Source organism: Clostridium fungisolvens (genome assembly GCF_014193895.1).
Lineage (GTDB): Bacteria > Bacillota > Clostridia > Clostridiales > Clostridiaceae > Clostridium_AR > Clostridium_AR fungisolvens.
The window spans coordinates 2,831,005-2,852,222 of the sequence record NZ_BLZR01000001.1 but is presented as its reverse complement, the minus strand read 5'-3'; the positions used below and the strand labels follow the sequence as shown (position 1 = coordinate 2,852,222).

Below are 21,218 nucleotides of genomic sequence, written 5' to 3'. Positions count from 1 at the left end.
AAAATACGCATAACTTCAACTCGAAAATTATTTTCAAAGCACATATGTGTTCTGAGATTATACTTTCAAAATATAAGTTTTAAACTGAAGTCATATATTTATATAAATAGATTTTGAAGTAGTATAGATTAAATAAAAATTCAAAATAAAGGTTGGTGTAGTTAACAATGAATTACAAAACATTAAAAGATTTTCCTGAGGATTTTTTATGGGGCGCTTCGACTTCGGCTTATCAAGTTGAAGGGGCATGGGATGAGGATGGTAAAGGTCTTTCTGTCCAAGACCTAGGTAAATATCCTGAAGGTACTACAGATTTTAAAGTAGCAAGTGACTTTTATCATCATTATAAAGAAGATATAAAATTATTTGCAGAAATGGGCTTTAAAGCTTTTAGATTTTCTGTAGCGTGGACAAGAATATTGCCAAATGGAATAGGTGAAATAAATCAAAAAGGAATAGACTTCTATAATAATGTAATCAACGAGTTATTATCATACGGCATAGAACCAATTGTTACAATGTATCATTTTGATTTACCATATGAACTTGAAAAAAAAGGTGGATGGTCCAATAGAGAAACTATAGCTGCTTTTGAAAATTACTCTAAAGTAGTATTCGAGTCTTTTGGTGATAGGGTTAAGTACTTTCTTACAATTAATGAACAAAATATGATGATTTTATTTGGAGCTATCTTAGGAACTGCAGGGGAAGATGGAGAAGATCCAGCAAAGAAGCTATATCAGCAGAATCATCATATGCTGCTTGCACAAGCAAAAGCAATGAAATTATGTCATGATATATGCCTTAATGCCAAGATAGGTCCAGCACCTAATATTTCCTCAGTTTATCCTGCCTCATCAAAACCAGAAGACATTCTCGCAGCTTCGAATTTCTCATCCATAAGAAATTGGTTGTATTTAGATGCAGCTGTATATGGAAGATATAATAGTGTTGCTTGGAGTTATATGGAGAAAAAGGGCTGTACTCCAGTCATAGAAGATGGAGATATGGAAGTCTTAAAAGCTGGGAAGCCAGATTTTATCGCATTTAATTATTACTCAACAATGACCGTTGCTGAAAATAATGAAGAGGATATGAATGATAAATCAAAAGCAGACCAACAGCGTGCTTTTGCAGAAGGAGGAGTATTTAAGGCTGCGGAAAGTGTTGGATTACCAAAAACTGAGTTTGGATGGCCAATCGATCCTGTTGGTTTTAGAAGTACACTTCGTGAAATAAATGAAAGATATGATCTACCATTAATTGTTACTGAAAATGGTTTAGGTGCTTACGATAAGGTTGAAGAGGGAGACATTATTAATGATGAATATCGTATAGATTATCTTCGTAAGCATATTGAGCAGGCAAGACTTGCAATTACCGATGGTGTAAAACTTTTCGGATATTGTCCATGGTCTGCAATCGATCTAGTAAGCACACATGAAGGTTGTACGAAGCGCTATGGCTTTGTTTATGTTAATCGTGATGAATTTGATTTAAAGGATTTGAAGAGAATTAAAAAGAAAAGTTTCTATTGGTATAAAGAGGTAATCAGCAGTAACGGAGAAAAATTAGAATAAGTTAATTGCAAAAGAAGCTCTTTAATTATTTTGAAAGAGTTTCTTTTAAATGAAGTAAATAGCTCGCGATTTAGGAAGGAATATTTTATGGAAATTTTAGTTATCGATGTAGGTGGTACAGCAATTAAGTATGCTCTTATGAATGATAGTGCACAATTTATTGAAAAAGGATCATTACCAACACCTAAAGACTCAATAGAACATTTTGTGGATGTTATTGGTTCAATATATGATAAATACAAAGACGAAATTTCAGGGATTGCTATGAGCATGCCAGGTCTTATTGATAGTGAAAGAGGTTATTTATACACTGGAGGAGCACTAGAATATAATTGCAATAAGAATATTGTATCTATTTTAGAGAAACGCTGCCCTGTAAGAATAACAGTAGAAAATGACGGTAAGTGTGCCGCTTTAGCAGAAGCTTGGAAAGGCAATCTTAGTGACTGTAACGATGGTATTGTAGTTATTTTAGGCACTGGCGTTGGTGGTGGTATTATAAAAGATAAAAAATTGCATAAAGGAAAACACTTTGTGGCTGGAGAGTTTAGTTTCATTATTGCTGATAATGATGGGAAAAAGAAAGATTTTTCAAGATTTCTCGGAGCTCAATCTGGTGTACCAAGATTATGTAAGCTAGTAGCTGAAGCAAAAAAGCTTAATGAAGAAGAGGTTGACGGATATAAAGTATTTGAGTATGCCAATAATGGAGATGAAAAAGTGCTTGAAATCCTTGATGACTATTGTTTTAAGCTTGCAGTACAGCTACATAACTTACAGCACATTTATGATCCGGAAAAAATAGCTATCGGCGGTGGCATAAGCAAGCAAGATATATTATTTGAATATATCCAAAAAAATATAGATTGGATAGCAGATAGTTTGCCTTACGTTATGGCAAAACCTCAAGTGGTCAGATGTAGATTCAATAATGATTCCAATTTAATTGGTGCATTATCTGTATTTATGACTACTAGAAATTAATAAAGAGTTACTATGTCGAAACTTAATTTATACTTGTTCGAAAATCACGCACCTATGAATTTTAGCATGTATAAATTAATAGTTGAGCTAGGAACTCTATAAAAGGCAGTAAAATTAAAGTCTATGAAATTCAGCTAAAAACAACATATTTAAAGGAAGGTATATAAATTGAGAAAATATGATGAAAAAGCCATTGAAAGACTTCAGAAGGAAACTTCTATTGTAGAAAATAACGGAATTAAAGTTATTTTAAAGCCAATTCCAGGAGAAGATAGGGAAGGATATTTGGATCCACTTGAATTAGATCTTATGGAAAAGTTTTGGGCAACAAATGTAGGGGGAGAAGATAAATCTGCAGAACCAACTTCAAAGGAAATGATGATTTCAGCAATGAGGGATAGTATGGGATTCCCAAATTATAATTTAAATACAGTTGAAATTCATACAAAGTTTGAAGAGTTAACATTTGACGGAAATAAAGTTGGTTTGTGGAGGTACTATCCAAGAAGAACTGAAAAAAATAAAAAACGTCCAGCATTCGTATTTATTCATGGTGGTGGATGGATAGGTGGAAGTATTTATACAGTAGAAAATTTCTGTAAATTACTTTCTGAGCTTGCAGATGCAGTGGTATTTAATATTGACTATTCTCTAGCACCTGAAAAACCATTTCCAAATGGGCTGAATGACAATTATTATGCTGTGAAATACGTTTACGATAACGCAGAAGCTTATGGAATAGATGTTGATAAAATTTGCATTGGAGGAGACAGCGCTGGAGGTAACTATACTGCGGCAGTATGTTTAAAGGCAAGAGATTTAGGAACACCTAAGCTTGCAATGCAGGTGCTAATTTATCCAGTAGTTACAATGGCTGATGCTAAGGTAGAGGGATACCAGTGGAGTGAGGATTTGTTTGAAATGTGTGAGGAGCAAAAGCACATTATAAAAAACTGTATTGGACTTGGAAGACCGATAAAATTTGAGGACGATATGTTCCTTCAAAACTATATTTCAAATAAAGAAGATATTTATAATCCATATGCAAGTCCTATGCTTGCAAAATCTCATGCAGATCTTCCAAAGGCTATTTTAGCTGGGGCAGAGTTTGATGGTTTGCGCTTGCATACAGAGTTTTATGCAAAACAGCTTTCAGATGCAGGGGTTGATTTTACAGTATTCCGTTATAAAGGGATGACTCATGCCTTTATAGATAAACTTGGACATGTTGCTCAAGCAGAGGATTTATGTATTGAAATAGCAAATGCTATGAAAAAGCTTTAAGTAAAAAAAGTACCTTATAGAGTAGTTTCTATAGGGTACTTTAAGTTTTGGGCGATTATTTACTCTGATGGCACTAATACGCTTGTGTATTATATTTAAGAAAAGAAATATAATTTCGAAGTTCATGTATTCCATTTCATATTAGGTGTTGTTAAAGCATCATTTAATTTCAACAATATTCTTAAATAGAGTTTTATTTTAAATTACCTGTAAAAAAGCTATAATATTAATAAAAGTAAATTTGACTTATAAACATATATGGAGAAATAAAGATGGAGATACGAGTTTTAAGATATTTTTTAACAGTGGCAAGGGAAGAAAGTATTACTAAAGCCGCAGAAATCCTTCATATTACTCAGCCAACCTTATCTCGTCAGTTGATGCAGCTAGAAGAGGAATTAAGAGTTCAATTATTTATAAGAGGAAAAACTAAGATAACTCTTACGGATGAAGGAATGCTGCTAAGAAGAAGAGCTGAAGAAATTGTGGATTTAGCTGACAGGACAGAAAGAGAGTTCATTGAACAGGATAACCTTATTGGCGGTGAAATATTTATAGGTGCCGGTGAAACTCATGCTATGCATGTACTTGCAAGGTTAATCAAGAAGTTCAACAAAGAGTATCCGCAGGTAAAGTATAATATATATAGCGGTAATGCAGATGATGTTAAAGAAAAAATTGATAAAGGTCTAATTGATATAGGCTTATTGATGGAGCCTGTTAATATTGAAAAATATGATTTTATAAGGCTTCCTAATAAGGAAACATGGGGAGTTCTCATGCCAAAAGACAGTCCTTTGGCTGAAAAGGAGTATATAAAATCGAAAGACCTTACTAATATGTCAATTATAAATACTAAGCGGTCTATTGTTCAAAATGAAATTGAAAACTGGTTTGGTGAACAATATGAAAAACTTAACATCATTGCAACTTACAACCTTATTTATAATGCTGCAATTATGGTTGAAGAAGGACTAGGGTATGCCATATGTTTCGATAAATTAGTTAACGTAAATGATGAAACCAATCTGTGCTTTAAACCTTTCTATCCTAGACTAGAAACAGGAACGGTTATAGTATGGAAAAAACATCAAGTATTTTCTACTGCCACAACAAAATTTATTGAAAAGATTATAAATGCCTTAAAGGCATAATCAAAGATGTAAAATAGGTATTAGACATGCTTGATTGTTTAAGATATGATGTAGGTAACCAGATGGGGACCTACATTTTTTTATTATATATAAAAGTATAAAAATTTAAATATAGCTAAGTTTTAAAGTAAAGTGAGGGGATATATATGAGTAAATCAGAAAAGAAAAATCAAGCTCGTGCGCCGAAAACACAAACATTTGGAGCGGAAGCATTCGAGACTTCAGATAAGACTGTTATTCGCTGGCTCGGAAATGCAGGAACATTCATTAATAGTAAAGGAACTTGTATTATGATTGATCCTCTTTTAGAAGGGTTCGATTTGCCTCTGCTTATAGATATGCCAATTTTATCTGAAAATGTGCCTCATTTAGATGGGGTATTTGTGACTCATTGTGATAATGACCATTTTAGTAGAGTTACTTGTAAGAAACTTGCTAATGTATGTAAGGAATACCACGCTCCACATTATGTATCGGAATTAATGAATGAAGAAAAGTTGTCTGGATTTGGACATGATATTGGAGAAGCTTTTGAAGTAGGAACTATTAAAGTTACTTTAACACCTGCGGATCATGCTTGGCAAAATGAAAAAAAGAAATATGCTCGAGTGTTTAAATTTGAAGACTATTGCGGTTTTTGGTTAGAAACTCCTGACGGAAATATATGGCTTCCAGGTGATTCTCGACTACTACCTGAACATCTAGAAATGCCAATTCCAGATGCTATTATTTTTGATTTTTCTAATAATTCATGGCATATTGGACTTCAAGGAGCTGTAAGATTGGCAAATGCTTATCCTAGCACACCATTATTACTTTCTCACTGGGGGAGTGTAGATGCTCCATATATGGATGCATTCAATGCTGATCCAAATGATTTATATGGACATGTCGAAAATCCAGAACGAATTTATGTGCTTGCACCTGGTGAGGCTTTTACTCTTACTAGATTAAATTGAAAAAGACATTGAAATAAGGTTTGACATTTTTAAAGGGAGGTATGAGATTGAAGATCAAAGAAGTAAGTGAAAAGTTCAATATTTCTATTCCAACATTAAGATATTATGAAAAAATAGGATTATTTGATCATGTGAAAAGAATCAATGGGATTAGAGAATATGAAGATAAAGATATTAAACATCTTAGCATGATTATTACCTTGAAAAATGCAGGACTTAGTAATGAATTGATATTGAAATACATGGAATTAGCAAAGCTGGGTGAAAATTCAAATGAAGAAAGAGTTTTTATATTGAAACAGCAGAGGCAGAAACTATTGGATGAAATACACCGTAAAAATAAGAACCTAGATTCTTTGGACTATCTAATGTACAAGATAAAAAATAATTAATATCGAGGTAATAAAATGGCAAAAACATTATATTTAATGAGACATGGACAAACTCTTTTTAACTTACGACGAAAGATTCAGGGATGGTCTGATTCTCCACTTACTGAAAAGGGCATAGAACAAGCAAAAACTGCAGGAAAATATTTTAAGGCTAACAATATAATATTTGATCATGCCTATTGTTCTACATCTGAAAGATGTGTTGATACCTTGGAGATAGTAACTGAAAACAATATACTTTACACTAGAGTGAAGGGTTTGAAAGAGATGTATTACGGTACTTTTGAAGGTGAAAGTGAAGATTTAAATCCCAAAACTCCTAAAGAATGTGAAACATTTTATTTGCCATATGGAGGTGAATCCTCAAATACTGTAAGAGATAGAATGATTAAAACCCTAACTGAGATAATGGAGAAGGAAGATCATTATAGTGTCCTAGCAGTGTCACACAGTGGAGCTTGCTTCAATTTTCTAAGAGCACTTCAAGATCCTATGGAGGAATTGGAAAAGGGATTTACAAACTGTTGTATTTTTGTATATGAATATGAAAACAATCAATTTAAATTAAGAGAAGTTATTAGACATTGTGAAAGCTGAGGTGTTATATGTTTTCAAATAAAGCACTTAAAAAATTAATTATACCTCTCTTTATGGACCAAATTTTAATAATTACTGTCAGTATAATTGGAACAATGATGGTTTCTTATGCAGGAGAAGCGGCGGTTTCCGGAGTATCTTTAATAGATATGATAAACATGCTACTCATAAATGTGCTGGCTGCGCTTGCTACTGGAGGAGCAGTGGTAGTTTCACAGTATATTGGGCGTAAACAAAAGGAACAAGCGTGTTTTGCTGCAAGTCAATTAATAACCATCACAACAGTTATTTCTACTGGTATCATGCTAGTTGTTCTTATACTTAATAAACCACTTTTAAATGTCCTTTTTGGTAGAGTGGACAAGGATGTTATGACAGCAGCCGTTATCTATTTTATTATTTCAGGATTATCCTACCCATTTTTAGCTGTGTACAATTCCTGCGCTGCATTGTTTCGTTCAATGGGTAATTCTCGTATTCCTATGATTATTTCTATTGTTATGAATGTGACCAACGTAGTTTTAAATGCTATTGGCATTTTTGTGTTCCATGCAGGAGTGGTGGGGATTGCACTTGCAGCACTTATCGCTAGAGGTATTGCCGCAGTTATTATGATGTACCTATCCTTAAATAAAAACAATGAGATATTTATCCGTTTCTCTGAGATTTTTTCATGGCAGGGGAGCATGATAAAAAGAATCCTAAATATTGCTGTGCCTAATGGATTAGAAAATGGTATTGTCCAATTAGGTCGTGTTCTCCTTGTTAGTATTATTGCACTGTTTGGTACAGCTCAAATTGCTGCAAATGGTATAACCAATAGCTTGGTTGGTATAGCCATCAGCTTTGCAACAGCCATGAATCTTGCCATAGTAACGGTAGTTGGTCAATGTGTAGGTGCAGGTGATTATGAACAAGCTTCTTACTACAATGAGAGGCTTACAAAGGTCAGCTATATAGGAACACTTGTCATTAGCTTGGCTCAGATTTCATTGCTTCCTATAATTTTAAGCTTATATACCTTGTCTCCAGAAGTTCGTCATCTAACTTATATTCTTGTAGTGATTCATAATTGCTTTGCAATCTTTTTGTGGCCACTTGCTTTTACTCTTCCAAACGGGTTACGTGCTGCAGGAGACGTACGCTTTACCATGATAGTTTCCATTGGATCAATGTTTATTTTGCGTATAGCTCTCGGCTATACTCTTGGAATTGTATTTAAGATGGGAGTTATAGGAATTTGGGTAGCTATGGGTTTTGACTGGATGCTTCGTTCTGGCATATATATTATTAGATTTAAGAGTGGCAGGTGGAAAGAGTTTAAGGTTATATAATTAATAATAATGAAATATTTAAATATTTCAGATATTTTACACCTACAAACTAATTGAGAGACTGTTAAATTTACTAAAATTTCTTGACTTCGTGCTACACGAAGGTGATAGATTAAATTTATCACAATTTTCAAGAAAGGATTTATGTTAGCAATGATATTGGGGATAGGTTATCTCAACCTAAATGTAGGGAGGAAATAAGAGAAAATGGATAATAGGATAAGCAACACATGGAAAATTTACTTATTAACTTTTATAAGTTTTTTATCGGGCACATTGCAGTTTGTAATTGGAGGAATACTAGATAAAATTGCAGTATCAGTAGGAGTACCAATATCTACAGCAGGACAACTTGGCACTGCATTCTCTTTAGCTGGTGCTATAGGTACGCCGGTTATTATTATGATCACTGCAAAGATGGATGGACGTAAGCGACTACTTATAGGACTCACTGCCATATTAATAAGCACATTTTCAACAGTAGCCATTCCAGGTTTTGGCTTTTTGATGGTTTCTCGTATACTGCTTGGTATTGGAATGGGAGTTTACGGAATAAGTGCATATTCAATAGTTGCAAAGCTGACTCCACCAGAACGTTTGGCAAGAGCAATGTCAAACCTATCAATGGGATCTAGTGCATCACTGGTAATAGGTGTTCCTATAGGCCGTGTTGTAGCAAATGCATATGGTTGGAAGAGCATATTTTGGGCAATAGGATTTTTTATTATTTTGGCAATGGTAGCTGCAATAATGTATATTCCAGCTTCTAAAGCTGAAGCACCTATCCCACTTGGTAACCAATTGGCCTATCTAAAAAATCCAAGAATAGCCATGTATCTTGGTGCAGCGTTTTTCATGTTTATAAGCTACTCAGTAGTATATAGCTATATAACTCCGTTTTTAATCGGCTTGTTGCCATTAATTGAAGGGAAGATGAGCATAATACTGATGGGATTAGGAATAGCAAGTGTGGTGGGGGCAAAGCTTGGTGGATTTTTTGCAGATCGTCTAGGGGCTAGAAGTACTCTAGTAGGAGGTATGGCTATACAAGCTGTTGCATTAATTTTAATATCAATTGTTCCTAAAACGATAGCGTTAATATGTCCATTGCTAATTATTTGGGCTATAGCAGCATGGATCTGTGGACCGACTTTCAATTTTAATTTAATATCAGTCGCTCCAGAAGCATCTGGTATAATGTTAAGTCTTAATAGTACTTTTGTACAGTTTGGTTTTGCAGCAGGTGCCGGAATTGGAGGAATTGTACTTAGAGGGTTCTCCATAATTGCAATAAGCTTGGTTGGTGCTATTGCTGTTGTACTAGCAGCCTGTGTAGCATTGGCAGCATTTGGAAATACAAGCCTATCCTCAATGACAACATTAAGTAATGAAGAATTTGATCTAGAATAATTGGAAAACGACGATTTATCTAGTTTTGATAAGTAGATTTCACATATGATGATGGTTTTAAAAGTACCAATAGATAATATTATAAATGATTTAGAGGTTGCATTGTCTCAAATGGTATAAAGATTTCGAAAAATAAAAGCATTAATAAAAAACTTAGAAAGTGAGGATTATGAATATGGAATATATTAAACTTGGAAACACTGGTATGGATGTGTCAAAGCTTTGTCTTGGCTGTATGAGCTTTGGGGACACAGAAAAATGGATTCATAAATGGGTACTTGATGAGGATAACAGCCGCCCTATAATTAAGAAGGCACTTGATTTAGGCATAAACTTCTTTGATACTGCCAATGTGTATTCAATAGGAAGAAGTGAAGAGATTATTGGAAAAGCATTAAAGGATTTTGCAAATCGAGATGAAGTTGTTATAGCTACAAAGGTACATGGAAAAATGCATGAAGGACCAAATGGCTCTGGACTTTCAAGAAAAGCAATATTGAGCGAGATTGATAATAGTCTTAAACGTCTTGGTACGGATTATGTAGATTTATATATTATCCACCGTTGGGACTACAATACTCCTATAGAAGAGACAATGGAAGCATTGCACGACGTTGTGAAATCAGGTAAAGCAAGATATATAGGGGCTTCAGCTATGTATGCATGGCAGTTCCAAAAGGCACTCCATGTAGCTGAAAAACATGGATGGACTCGTTTTGTATCTATGCAAAATCACTATAACCTTATATACCGAGAAGAGGAGAGGGAGATGCTGCCTCTTTGCAGGGAAGAAAAAATAGCAGTTACTCCATACAGCCCAATGGCATCAGGAAGGCTGATACGTGATTGGTCGGAAACTACAAAACGTTTAGAAACAGATAATGTTGCTAGATCAAAATATGATTCTACTGCCAGTGCAGATAAATTAGTAGTAGACAGGGTTGCGGAGATTGCAGAAAAACGAGGAATTCTTCGTATACATGTAGCCCTTGCTTGGTTACTTCATAAAGCGCCAGTAACAGCTCCTATTATAGGTGCCACAAAAATATCTCAGCTTGAAGATGCAGTGGGTGCTATTTCAGTTAAGCTGACACCTGAAGAAATTGCGTACTTGGAAGAACCATATGTACCACATGTAATAGTTGGACATAATTAAAAATATCGCACTTGCCTAAAAAGCAGGTGCGATATTTTTTTACTATAGGTTAAGAAGATATGTACTCCTTTATAATAAAACAGTTTAAAACTATTTATGTATTAATTTTATACTTGCTCAAGCTCAATGCCGCTTCTTTTAAATATCTCTAGAGAAAATTCATCCATGCGATATGCATTCCTATAATAAATCTTTTTTATACCAGAAGCTGCCAATGCAAAGGAACAATTTAAGCATGGAAAATGTGTTACATAGGCAACACAATCTTTTAACGCTATACCTTCTTTAGCACAATAGGTTATTGCATTTATTTCAGCATGGACAGTTGCGATACAGTGTCCATCTCGCATGGTATGGCCTATATCGTCGCAATGTGGGTGACCTGAAAGGGAGGCATTGTATCCTGTGGAGCAAATACGCTTGTCCTTATTAACAATAACACATCCTACATTAGCCCTGTCACAAGTAGAACGAGTGGCTACCTTTTCTGCTATATCCATAAAATAATCATCCCATGATTGTCTCGATTCCAAAATAATTCACCTCCATGATTTTAACTAATTGAACTGTACTTATTATAAAATTAATAATAAATTATCAGTAGGTTCAGGTCAATGGCATTACTTGTTAAATAAATTCTATTGAAACCCTGATTATATGCGTAAATTGTTAAAAAGTTATATTTTTTTATTTTTAAAAAGTATTCAATATAAAAATTTACTGTACTATTGCTATAGAAATATTTGACTTAGAATCATTAGAAGATTTAAATAAGTACTTATAATTATAAATTATTAAAGCTAATTAAAGAAGAAAAGCCTGAAGTTATGCACTTCAGGCTTTTAGTTTATATATTGAGCGGAATGCTTATCCATAATTTTTTTAAGATTTTTCAAGGCAGTATTTTTTCTGTTTACAATGGTGGTATATGGAAGCTCCTTAAGAGCTGAATAATCTCTTAATTGCTTTTCTTCAAAGAAAACAAAGTTAATAATCTCTTTGTCAGTATTATTTAGTTCACTAATAAAACCTTTTACACTTCTATTGTATGCTTGATCACATATCCTATCTTCAAAGTGCTCATTATCTTCTACAAGTTGGTTCTCCATTTTTTCATCCATTATTAGAGCTTTTGGTCCCTCTGAAGAAGATCTTTTAATAGAGATCTTAATTAAGTTATTCATATTATTTTTAATAGCACTTGTTGCATAGCCTATAAACCTATGGGCCTCACAGTTATATTGGAAAATACACTTTAACAAGGTTTTATAACATTCATTTTGTAAATCTTCTCTCTCGTAACCATGAATGATAGATTTTTTTGATAACTTTTTAATTAATGGTGTAAACTCCACCATTAGCCTTTCTTTTGCTTTTAACTCACCAGCCTTAGCTGCAAGAACTAATTGTTCTATTTGATCATAATCCATAAACCTTGACCTCCATTAATATTATTTGATTATTAAATAAAAAATTTTTTCTTAACAGCTGTTATATAAGATATTAAAGCATATAGTCCATATATGGAAGATGTAATGGAGTAATTTAAGAAAAATGTAAGAATATAGTTAAAAAATAAAAGATATATGGAGGTTGTTTTCTGCTGGAATTTATAGTTAAATAGAGAATAGGTTTTTATTTACAGCAAAGAAGCTTTAATCTTTCAGTTCACAGTGACTGGGATATCTATATTGAAAAGGTTGTGGCAATATGAAATTTAATAAATTGGATTTAATATTATTTATAAAGTGTAAAAATATAAGTTGGATATTTTATTTATTAGCTTTGGTAATTATCCTAATTCCAGCAGCTATAGTTGTTATTACTGATGTTCCTTTTAGTTCAACTTTTAGTAAAATATCCATAGGAATAGCATTTGTTTTTATTATAATTGGAAAAGTCTTATCGCTACTCAAAAAGGACAAAGGAGACAAAAGTATTCCTGTAGATATTGGTATTCTTATAGGAATTATAATTGCTTTCATATCCCATGTATTAAAGTAGATTTTAATAAAAAGGTCTTTGCGCTCCTTATATAAATAATATTAGAATGCCTGTAAGGTGATTAATGTTACGGCATTTTATAAATAACACAAGTATAATTATAGATGAATTTAGAGTAAAGGAAGTGCAATAATGGGACGATATGAGAAAAACAGGGATTTTTTAAAAGCTAATTTTGAGGTTCTTGATGAAATAAAGACAGATGCACAGAAAAAATTATCTAAGGCTCCTCTTCAGAAGGAATATGATGAGAATGCTAAGCTTATAGACCTGCCTAAGCCAAGTAAGGATGTACTTGTAAAACCTAATGTACTAGAATGTATAGAAGATAGGAGAAGTGTAAGAAAGTATTCAGAAGAAAGCATTAGTTTAGAAGAACTTTCTTTCCTATTATGGTCTACACAAGGGGTTCAGAAGCTTATTGGAAATGATACAGCAAGCTTAAGAACTGTACCATCAGGAGGGGCATCCCATACCTTTGAAACCTATCTTATTGTAAATAATGTACAAGGACTTACTAAAGGTATATATAGATATATTCCTATAGGACATAAACTATTATTTATGTATGAAATAAATGAAATGAGTAGTAAAATAGATAAAGCAACTCCAAGGCAGCCATTTGCTCCAAACTTTGCATCAAAAAGTGCTGTGCTATTTGTGTGGAGTACAATACCTTATAGAGCCGAATGGAAGTTTGACATAACTGCCCATAAAAAGATATTAATAGATGTGGGGCATGTTTGCCAAAATCTTTACATTGCCAGTGAGGCAGTAAAATGTGGAACCTGTGCAATTGGGATATATGATCAAAAGTTAATTGATAATATGCTAGGACTAGATGGAGAAGATGAATTTGTAATCTACCTGGCAGCAGTTGGTAAGGTATAGATATCAAAAGCTAGAGGCATTGTATTTATAATATGGTAACTTAATATTCAGAAAAGAAAAGCTGATGGAAAATGAATTATTTTAGTTCATTTGCATCAGTTTTATTTTTTACAGTTAGAGTATAACACGAGTTTTTACCAAATTATGTTACATTAAAAAGCGATAATTTAAGCCTTTGCGTTGAAATTAATTAAAGATGGTAACAATTATGACGAATAATATAGAATGGGGAGGTATTAGAATGTTCAAATTTAGAATGGAATACCTTGCTACAGATACTGGAGGAAAACCTAAGAATTTAGACAATAAAGGGGAGAAAACGTTGTAATTCTGAAAAGAAATAAGGGGGAATTTGTGTTACAATGGAAATAAGATGAAGATAATATTTCCTTAAGGATTTTAATATCTAAAAGGAGGGTGATAATGTGAAAAAAAAGATTTTTATAACTGTATTAACCTTAGTTTATTTGTTGTATTCATATGCCATAATTACAAATAATAATATGATTGGAGATTTGTTATCGCCTGTCCTGATGTTTATTATTACATGCGCTATTTTTTATGGTTTTGTTAAGAAGCAGGAAATATCGATTTTAAAGTGGCTTGGAGTTATGCTTACCTTAGCTTCTTTTTCCTGGTTTTTATGTGATATTTGGTGGGGAATCCAGACCTTGATACTCCATACCAATCCTGAGGAAAACTTCATTACTGTTTATGGATATTCGTTGTCAAATATTTTTATGTTTTTAGCAACATCAGTTGCAGTACATGAAGATTTAAAGAAGATGAATAAGATACAAGCTATGTTAGATGCTATAATTGTTTCGATAAGTATGGCGGTACTTCTATGGCTATTTGTATTTGATCAAAATAATGGTAAAGTAATATTGCTTTTGAATGATAAAATATCAATGGTGTCATTGATTATTGATGTTGTCATATATGCGTGGATTAATGTCTGGGCCTTTTCAACAAGGATGATAAAGCCGCCATTTCATCATAGAATTTTGGTAGCTGGTACACTCATTTTTGTTGTTACTGATTTTATCTATTATTACATTTATTATTATTTAGATTATAAAGCGAACTCATGGATTGATGGTGCATACATGGTTGCATTTAGCTTGATGGCAATTTCTGCGATTTTAAAGGTTAAAGCAAAGAAGGAAAAGCTAGATTTAATCATTAGCCAGACTAAAAACAGAGTAAGCTGTAAGCTAGGCGTGGAAATATTTATATTAGCTTCTCCAATATTAGTTCTTGTTTTTAAAAGAAGTGAAATTGAGTATTTTGTATTGCTAGTGACAGCCCTTCTAATTTACTATATACTTATTAATTTTACTCAGAAAAGCCTTTTTCAGGAGAAATTATTGGAATTAGAAAAAAAGAATGTACTTGAATTAGAGAAAAAGGTAAAGGAAAGAACAGCGGAGATTACTAAGCTGCACAATACTGATTTTGTTACAGGGTTATATAGTAGAAGATATTTCGAAGTTAGGTTGTCAAAAAGCTTAAAATATCTTAAGCAGGATGAACTAATCTCATTGCTGTATATTGAACTGAATAAATCAAAATCAATTAAATATTTATATGGTAAAGACACTGCTGAAAAACTTTTGAAAAATGTATCTGAAGTTCTTTATCAGATAGCTATTAAAAATGATGGTTTTATTGCTACCTATGGAGATGATGCCTTTGCAATAATGATAAAAGGTTGTGAGGCAGAGGCAGCTTCCGAAAAAGTTGCAATGGAGATTATAGACCGATGCAATGAGTTGTTTTTTGTAGATAATCATGGAATAAGGGTTACTTTAAGTATTGGGATTTCCTGTTATCCTCGTGATACTTTAGATCAAAATAATTTAGTGAAAAACGCTGATATTGCAATGATGCAGGCACGTGACAAAGGATTCAATAGGGTTCAAAGTTATAGTGACAAGATTGGAAAAATAACTGATAATAGACATAAGATTGAGGTTAAGCTTAAAAAGGTAGTATTTGATAAAGAATTTGTTCTATACTATCAACCACAGGTTTATTGCAAGGATGGGACTTTATCTGGTTTTGAAGCGCTGATACGCTGGTTTGAAGATGGTACTAATTTTATTCCACCTCTAGACTTTATTCCTTTAGCTGAAGAAACTGGTATAATCGTGCCCTTAGGCTACTGGATTATTGAAAATGCAGCCAAGCAGTACGCTTTATGGAAAGAAAAAACTGGTCATGATTACAGAATAGCTGTAAATGTATCATCAAAACAGTTAGTGGAAGTGGATTTTGTTGATAGATTAGAAGCTATACTTAAAAAATATGATGTTAAACCAGAATTATTTGAAGTGGAGATAACGGAAACCCAACAGATTGAAAATAGCATTAATATACAAGAAACTTTAAATGAATTAAAAAGACTTGGGGTTTCTATAGCTATAGACGATTTTGGGACAGGCTATTCCTCTTTATATTATCTTAAAAATCTTCCTGCTGATCGAATAAAAATAGCTAAGGAACTAATTGATAATGTAGAAAGTGATATTTATTCTAAAGCTATTATCCAAATGGTTATCTCTGTTGCAAAGATGAAAGGTAACAAGGTAATTGCTGAAGGAGTAGAAACCAAAGAACAGTGGGAGTGCTTGCAAAAATTAGACTGTGATGAAATTCAGGGCTACTATTTTGCAAAACCAATGCCAGCAGGTGATATTGAAGAAAAGTGGATTAAGAAAGAAAAAGTAATAGAGAAAGTATAAATTAAAGACCTTTAGTTAACAGTTAAGTGCATGTTAATTAGAGGTCTTTATTGATTCTTGTAGACTTATTTAAGTTTACTTTTTATTTCTATAGGCTTTAAAGAATTCCCTTAGTTCTTTAGCTAGTAACTCAGGTTCTTCCATAGCAGTAAAATGTCCGCCTCTAGCTACTGTAGTCCACTTTGTGATATTTAAGTTTTTCTCAGCCCACTCTCTAGGAGGTAAAAGAATATCTACAGGGAAAAGAGCTAAGCCTGTTGGCACCTCTATAGGTCCTAGTGGTGACAGAGAATGAACATTTTCGTAATATATATTTGCAGATGATCCTATGGTATTTGTGACCCAATAGATCATTATATTTGTAAGTAGTTCATCCTTGCTAAAGCTTTTACTTAAATCACCTTCGCAGTGGCTCCAAGCACGAAACTTTTCAATAATCCAAGCTGCTAAACCTACTGGTGAGTCAGAAAGTCCGCAGGCAAGAGTTTGAGGTTTTGTGGATTGAATAGACATATAAGCTCCTTCATTAGAAATCCATGAAGAGGCATTCTTCTTGTAATTTAGTTCTTCCTGTGAAAGCTTTTCTTCATTCCTTGAAGATATGAGATCCTTAATTATACCTATATCTGTTAGATGTATTGCTATTAAAAGCTCAGGATGGTTAAAGGCTAGATATCTTGTAACACCGGAACCAACATCTCCACCTGCAGCAGCAAACCTGCTATAACCAAGCTTTTCAGTCATTAGCTTTGCAAAAAGCTCAGAAACCTCGCAATTGTTCATACCACTATGGAGAGGTTTGCTGGAGAAACCAAAACCAGGTAGTGAAGGGATAATTACATCAAAAGAGTCCTCTGGATCACCGCCATGACTAGCTGGGTCAGTAAGCATAGGAATAAGCTTTTTGTACCTTAGAAAACTATCAGGCCATCCATGAGTTAAGATAATTGGGATAGGATTTGGTCCCTTGCCGCGCTCATGAATAAAGTGAATATCTATTCCATCCACCTCACAGTGAAAATGAGAAAAACGGTTTAATTCTTCTTCTTGAGCTCGCCAATCAAATTCATACCTCCAGTAGGAAACTAGAGATTTTAGATAATCTATATCGGTTCCACGTTCCCAATGTAACCCTTCTAACTGTTCTGGAAAGCGGGCGTGATCTAGTCTGTATTTTAAATCCTCAAGTACTTCATCAGATACCTTAATATTGAAATTTTCAATAGACATAAATATCATCCTTTCGTTAGCGTATAGTTAAGCCTAATAGGTTTATTGAGTTATGCATATTACTACTGAGTATTAGATTATAGAAAACCTTTGTTCATAACATTCATTAGTGTGTAACAATAGTTTATCATTTATAAATTATGATACAATGAGATAAATGAAACTTTGAACTATACTATTTGTAAAGAGTTTCTATGTATAAATTAATTGTTGAGCTAGGAACTCTATAATGGAGGAATATTTATGCCTCAAATGGATACATACAAGAATAGAGCTGTATATATCGAATTTATTGCAAAAGAAGATTTTGCTGAGATTCCACATAAGGAGCGCTTTACTATAGTTTTTATCACAAGCGGAAGTATGAATATAAAGCTAAATGATTACCCGATAAAAATTTCTGCTCCAACCATACTTTGTTTGTCCAAGGATGATAGAGTAGAAGTAATAGAAAAAAATAAGATCGCTGCACAGTCCTTTTGCTTTCATCCTGATTTCTTCAATACAGCATATTTTTCAGAAGAAAAGGGCTATATGTCAAATTCTTTAAAGATAGAGACAGGTCTTTCTCTTTTTAAGAAAGATGATGTAGGTACTGGTGTATTTGCTGTAACGGAGAAAGCTTATCCCAAATTATATGAGTGGTTCTTTATAATGGGAACAGAAGTATATGCACAGAGTGATCCACTTTGGGTGTGTAGAATAAAAAAGTACTTAATACAAATATTAGGTCTACTTGAAGAGTTAAATAGCCATAGTGAACAGTCACCTGTTGATTTAGTTTTAGAATATATACACACAAATTACAGTGATAAAATAAGTTTAGAGGACTTAATAAGCTGTGCACATATAAATCGAGTGTCATTAAATAAGATGTTTAAGGATTTAACTGGATTTACAGCAATGGGATATCTACTTACATATCGATTGAAGGTTGCAGAGAGTCTTTTGACTCACACAGATATGAGCTTAAACGAAATAGCACGGGCTACTGGATTTGAATATGATACCTATTTTATAAAACAATTTACTGCTAAAAGAGGGATGACTCCAACTGAGTTTAGGAAGGAATCCCGTGAGTTTGCTTATTATCAGCACTAATAATTAAATAAAAAATAATTTAATTCAATTAGGAGGAAATAACATGGAAGTATTTCAGGAATATTTAGCTTGTATCGATAACCCTGAGAATAGAGCAAGAGTTGAAGAAATTTTAGTTTGGATAAATAAGAAATTCCCCAGTTTAGGAAGAAGAATTGCATGGGGTCAGCCTATGTTTACAGATCACGGAACCTTTATCATTGGGTTTAGCGTAGCAAAGCACCATTTGGCTGTTTCACCTGAAAAAGCATGTCTTAATCATTTTTCTGATGAGATTCTGCAGGCTGGCTATAGCCATAGTAAGGAACTTATACGTATACCGTGGGATAGTGCAGTTGACTTTTCCTTACTTGATAAAATGATTGAATTTAATATTGCGGATAAGATAGAGTGTTCAACCTTTTGGAGAAAATAGTAAGTTTAAGGAGACGATAATCGATGTTAATAGCAAATAACAATGAAGAAATTAAAAATATAATCAGTAATAATGAAATGGTGATCTTATATTTTAGCAATAAGGTTTGTGGAGCTTGTGATGTTATTAGAAGTAAGGTTCAAGATATATTAGAAGTTTATTCTAAGGTAAAGCTCATTGATATTAATGGTGAAGAACAAATAGAATTAGCAGCACAGCATAATGTTTTTTCCTTTCCTTTAGCTATACTTTATGTTGATGGCAAAGAAGTGATGAGAGTTGGAAGAAATGTTAATTTACTAGAACTAGAACATACTATTAAGAGATATTATGATATGTTGTTTTAGGTGATTTTGATTGTATATTTTTAATGTTATTAAAGCTTGTCAGACAAAATTCTGATGAGTTTTTTATTTTTTTCGATATTTTCAAAAGGGTCTTGTTTAAAACGGTCAATGGAAGTAATATGACAATATAATCCATTGACCGTTTTGGTTAATGGACATGGAGGTATCCTATGAATGAGAAATTTTTTAAGCTGCCTCAGGAAAGGCAAAATCAGATTATAAATAGTGCGCTTAAGGTTTTTTCAAAGGCAAGCTATTATCAGACATCCACTCTTGAAATAGCAAGGGAAGCTGGAATGTCAAAAGGCCTTTTGTTTTATTACTTTAAGAATAAAAAGGAACTGTATCTTTTTCTATATGAATACTGCGTGAAGTTGTCGCTTAAAGAGATTGATGAAAACAGAAGTGTAGAGGAACGAGATTTTTTCGAAATAATCATGAAGTCCCAGAGGCTAAAATGCAAATTGATGAAAAAGTATAGATATATATATGAATTTATAGTTAAAGTGTACAAAGAAAGTGATGAAGAGGTCATAGAGGACATAGCTAGATTTTCAGAACCTTTGATTAATAATAACTACAACAATTTTTTTGAGAAGATAGATAGAAAAAAGTTTAGAGAAGGAGTGGATATTCCTCTGCTTTTCCAATCACTGCAATGGTGTGCAGATGGTTTTATGAGAAATGCCTTAAACTCAAATAAAACCATAGACGAAATAGACTTAGAGTTTTCAAAGATATTGGAGATGTATAAACAAAATTTCTATAAGGAGGAGTTCGCATGTACTACGATGAATACGGAAATAGGGAAAACCACACAATAATATTTCTGCATGGAGCAGCTGCTACAGATACCTTTTGCAATCAATATTGTTTTCAGGACAAGTACCATTTGGTTGTTCCCCATCTTTACGGAAGTGGCAAAGAAGTGGAGGAAATCTATGAACCTGAAAAGACTATAAAGGCTTTGGCTGAGCTTATAAAAGGACTGGGCAAGGATAAGGTTACGCTAATTGGCCATTCTCTTGGTGGTGAACTTGCAGTGGCAATGGTATCACAATATGAATATTTGTTTGATAAGGCAGTATTTTTAAGTGCCTGGGTATGCTCTACACAAAAGTCTATTGATAAGTATGTAAAAATCTCAAAGTATTCAAGTTTTACACTGAAATTTAGCTGGCTCATAAGGCTCCAAGCAAAATACTGGCACTATACAAAACAGCAGGAAGATTTTATGGTTGAGTATTCAAAAAAGATAACTCCAGAGCAGTATACAGCATGGTTTAAGAATCGTATTTTATTAGATGATAATACCAATTATCCTAATGTAAATATACCTATGCTGGCTGTATGCGGCAAAAAGGAAATTAAGGAAATGAAAACCTCCATTGAGGAGCTTGGCAAAAGAAATCCTAACTGCAAAACAATATTCTTAGATAATGCAAATCATGATTTTCCTCTAAGAAAGGCTGATGTTATAAACCCAATACTTTTAGATTTTATTTAAAGCATATCGATATATCCCTCACAAAATAATGATCATATATCATGAATTTTTTGCTTAGTGGTGTTAATCTTCTAATTTGCATCATTTATGATTACTTCTATCTTAAAAAAATATCTATTCTCATAG

At 33.2% G+C, this 21,218-nt stretch carries 21 protein-coding genes; 18 read left to right on the top strand and 3 right to left on the bottom strand.

The annotated features are described in order from the left end of the window. The first annotated feature begins 167 nt into the window (after window positions 1-167). The 10 genes from bsdtw1_RS12485 to bsdtw1_RS12440 all read left to right on the top strand — a co-directional run bounded on the left by bsdtw1_RS12485 (window position 168) and on the right by bsdtw1_RS12440 (window position 10,850). Window positions 168-1,580, top strand: a complete 1,413-nt coding sequence (locus bsdtw1_RS12485; protein WP_183277889.1) for a glycoside hydrolase family 1 protein — start codon at window positions 168-170, stop codon at window positions 1,578-1,580. An 87-nt stretch (window positions 1,581-1,667) separates the two neighbouring features. Beyond that, on the top strand, window positions 1,668-2,564 hold the full coding sequence (locus bsdtw1_RS12480) for an ROK family protein (RefSeq protein WP_183277888.1): 897 nt from the start codon (window positions 1,668-1,670) through the stop codon (window positions 2,562-2,564). 168 nt (window positions 2,565-2,732) lie between these two features. Further along, window positions 2,733-3,848, top strand: a complete 1,116-nt coding sequence (locus bsdtw1_RS12475; RefSeq protein ID WP_183277887.1) for an alpha/beta hydrolase — start codon at window positions 2,733-2,735, stop codon at window positions 3,846-3,848. 272 nt (window positions 3,849-4,120) lie between these two features. Further along, complete coding sequence (locus tag bsdtw1_RS12470) at window positions 4,121-5,002, top strand: LysR family transcriptional regulator (RefSeq protein ID WP_183277886.1); 882 nt, start codon at window positions 4,121-4,123, stop codon at window positions 5,000-5,002. A gap of 146 nt (window positions 5,003-5,148) precedes the next feature. Then, entirely contained in the window at window positions 5,149-5,961 is an 813-nt protein-coding gene (locus tag bsdtw1_RS12465) for an MBL fold metallo-hydrolase (protein ID WP_183277885.1), read from the top strand. A 47-nt stretch (window positions 5,962-6,008) separates the two neighbouring features. Next, window positions 6,009-6,353, top strand: a complete 345-nt coding sequence (locus tag bsdtw1_RS12460; protein WP_183277884.1) for a MerR family transcriptional regulator — start codon at window positions 6,009-6,011, stop codon at window positions 6,351-6,353. Window positions 6,354-6,368: 15 nt separating this feature from the next. Next, the gene (locus tag bsdtw1_RS12455) at window positions 6,369-6,950 is read left to right on the top strand and encodes a histidine phosphatase family protein (protein ID WP_183277883.1); all 582 of its coding nucleotides are present in this window, start codon (window positions 6,369-6,371) and stop codon (window positions 6,948-6,950) included. 8 nt (window positions 6,951-6,958) lie between these two features. Further along, window positions 6,959-8,284 (top strand): MATE family efflux transporter, encoded by a 1,326-nt coding sequence (locus bsdtw1_RS12450; RefSeq protein ID WP_183277882.1) that lies wholly within the window; start codon window positions 6,959-6,961, stop codon window positions 8,282-8,284. A gap of 207 nt (window positions 8,285-8,491) precedes the next feature. Next, a complete protein-coding gene (locus tag bsdtw1_RS12445; RefSeq protein WP_205245284.1) occupies window positions 8,492-9,694 on the top strand; it encodes an MFS transporter in 1,203 nt (400 codons plus the stop codon). Between the two features lie 175 nt (window positions 9,695-9,869). After that, complete coding sequence (locus bsdtw1_RS12440) at window positions 9,870-10,850, top strand: aldo/keto reductase (protein ID WP_183277881.1); 981 nt, start codon at window positions 9,870-9,872, stop codon at window positions 10,848-10,850. A gap of 107 nt (window positions 10,851-10,957) precedes the next feature. On the opposite strand, the gene bsdtw1_RS12435 is transcribed toward bsdtw1_RS12440, so the two are convergent. Continuing rightward, entirely contained in the window at window positions 10,958-11,383 is a 426-nt protein-coding gene (locus bsdtw1_RS12435) for a deoxycytidylate deaminase (protein WP_228731196.1), read from the bottom strand. Window positions 11,384-11,692: 309 nt separating this feature from the next. Then, window positions 11,693-12,280 (bottom strand): sigma-70 family RNA polymerase sigma factor, encoded by a 588-nt coding sequence (locus bsdtw1_RS12430; protein ID WP_183277880.1) that lies wholly within the window; start codon window positions 12,278-12,280, stop codon window positions 11,693-11,695. Window positions 12,281-12,560: 280 nt separating this feature from the next. On the opposite strand from bsdtw1_RS12430, the gene bsdtw1_RS12425 reads away from it, so the two are divergent. From bsdtw1_RS12425 to bsdtw1_RS12415, 3 genes are all read left to right on the top strand, one after another. Then, window positions 12,561-12,854 carry a hypothetical protein gene (locus bsdtw1_RS12425; RefSeq protein WP_183277879.1) on the top strand — a complete coding sequence of 98 codons (294 nt, stop codon included), beginning with the start codon at window positions 12,561-12,563 and terminating at the stop codon, window positions 12,852-12,854. Between the two features lie 132 nt (window positions 12,855-12,986). Next, on the top strand, window positions 12,987-13,745 hold the full coding sequence (locus tag bsdtw1_RS12420; protein WP_183277878.1) for a SagB/ThcOx family dehydrogenase: 759 nt from the start codon (window positions 12,987-12,989) through the stop codon (window positions 13,743-13,745). 425 nt (window positions 13,746-14,170) lie between these two features. Further along, window positions 14,171-16,492: a putative bifunctional diguanylate cyclase/phosphodiesterase gene (locus bsdtw1_RS12415; protein WP_183277877.1), complete on the top strand. Its 2,322-nt coding sequence runs from the start codon at window positions 14,171-14,173 to the stop codon at window positions 16,490-16,492. A 75-nt stretch (window positions 16,493-16,567) separates the two neighbouring features. On the opposite strand, the gene bsdtw1_RS12410 is transcribed toward bsdtw1_RS12415, so the two are convergent. Beyond that, a complete protein-coding gene (locus tag bsdtw1_RS12410) occupies window positions 16,568-17,722 on the bottom strand; it encodes an epoxide hydrolase family protein (protein ID WP_183277876.1) in 1,155 nt (384 codons plus the stop codon). A gap of 243 nt (window positions 17,723-17,965) precedes the next feature. Between bsdtw1_RS12410 and bsdtw1_RS12405 the strand changes: the two genes are divergently transcribed. The 5 genes from bsdtw1_RS12405 to bsdtw1_RS12385 all read left to right on the top strand — a co-directional run bounded on the left by bsdtw1_RS12405 (window position 17,966) and on the right by bsdtw1_RS12385 (window position 21,092). Beyond that, window positions 17,966-18,823: a helix-turn-helix domain-containing protein gene (locus tag bsdtw1_RS12405; protein WP_183277875.1), complete on the top strand. Its 858-nt coding sequence runs from the start codon at window positions 17,966-17,968 to the stop codon at window positions 18,821-18,823. Window positions 18,824-18,866: 43 nt separating this feature from the next. After that, window positions 18,867-19,238 (top strand): iron chaperone, encoded by a 372-nt coding sequence (locus tag bsdtw1_RS12400; RefSeq protein WP_183277874.1) that lies wholly within the window; start codon window positions 18,867-18,869, stop codon window positions 19,236-19,238. 23 nt (window positions 19,239-19,261) lie between these two features. Continuing rightward, window positions 19,262-19,585: a thioredoxin family protein gene (locus tag bsdtw1_RS12395; RefSeq protein ID WP_183277873.1), complete on the top strand. Its 324-nt coding sequence runs from the start codon at window positions 19,262-19,264 to the stop codon at window positions 19,583-19,585. 170 nt (window positions 19,586-19,755) lie between these two features. After that, on the top strand, window positions 19,756-20,409 hold the full coding sequence (locus tag bsdtw1_RS12390; protein ID WP_183277872.1) for a TetR/AcrR family transcriptional regulator: 654 nt from the start codon (window positions 19,756-19,758) through the stop codon (window positions 20,407-20,409). Further along, window positions 20,367-21,092: an alpha/beta fold hydrolase gene (locus bsdtw1_RS12385; RefSeq protein ID WP_183277871.1), complete on the top strand. Its 726-nt coding sequence runs from the start codon at window positions 20,367-20,369 to the stop codon at window positions 21,090-21,092. Before bsdtw1_RS12390 ends, bsdtw1_RS12385 begins: the two co-directional genes overlap by 43 nt. The last annotated feature ends 126 nt before the right edge of the window (window positions 21,093-21,218 follow it).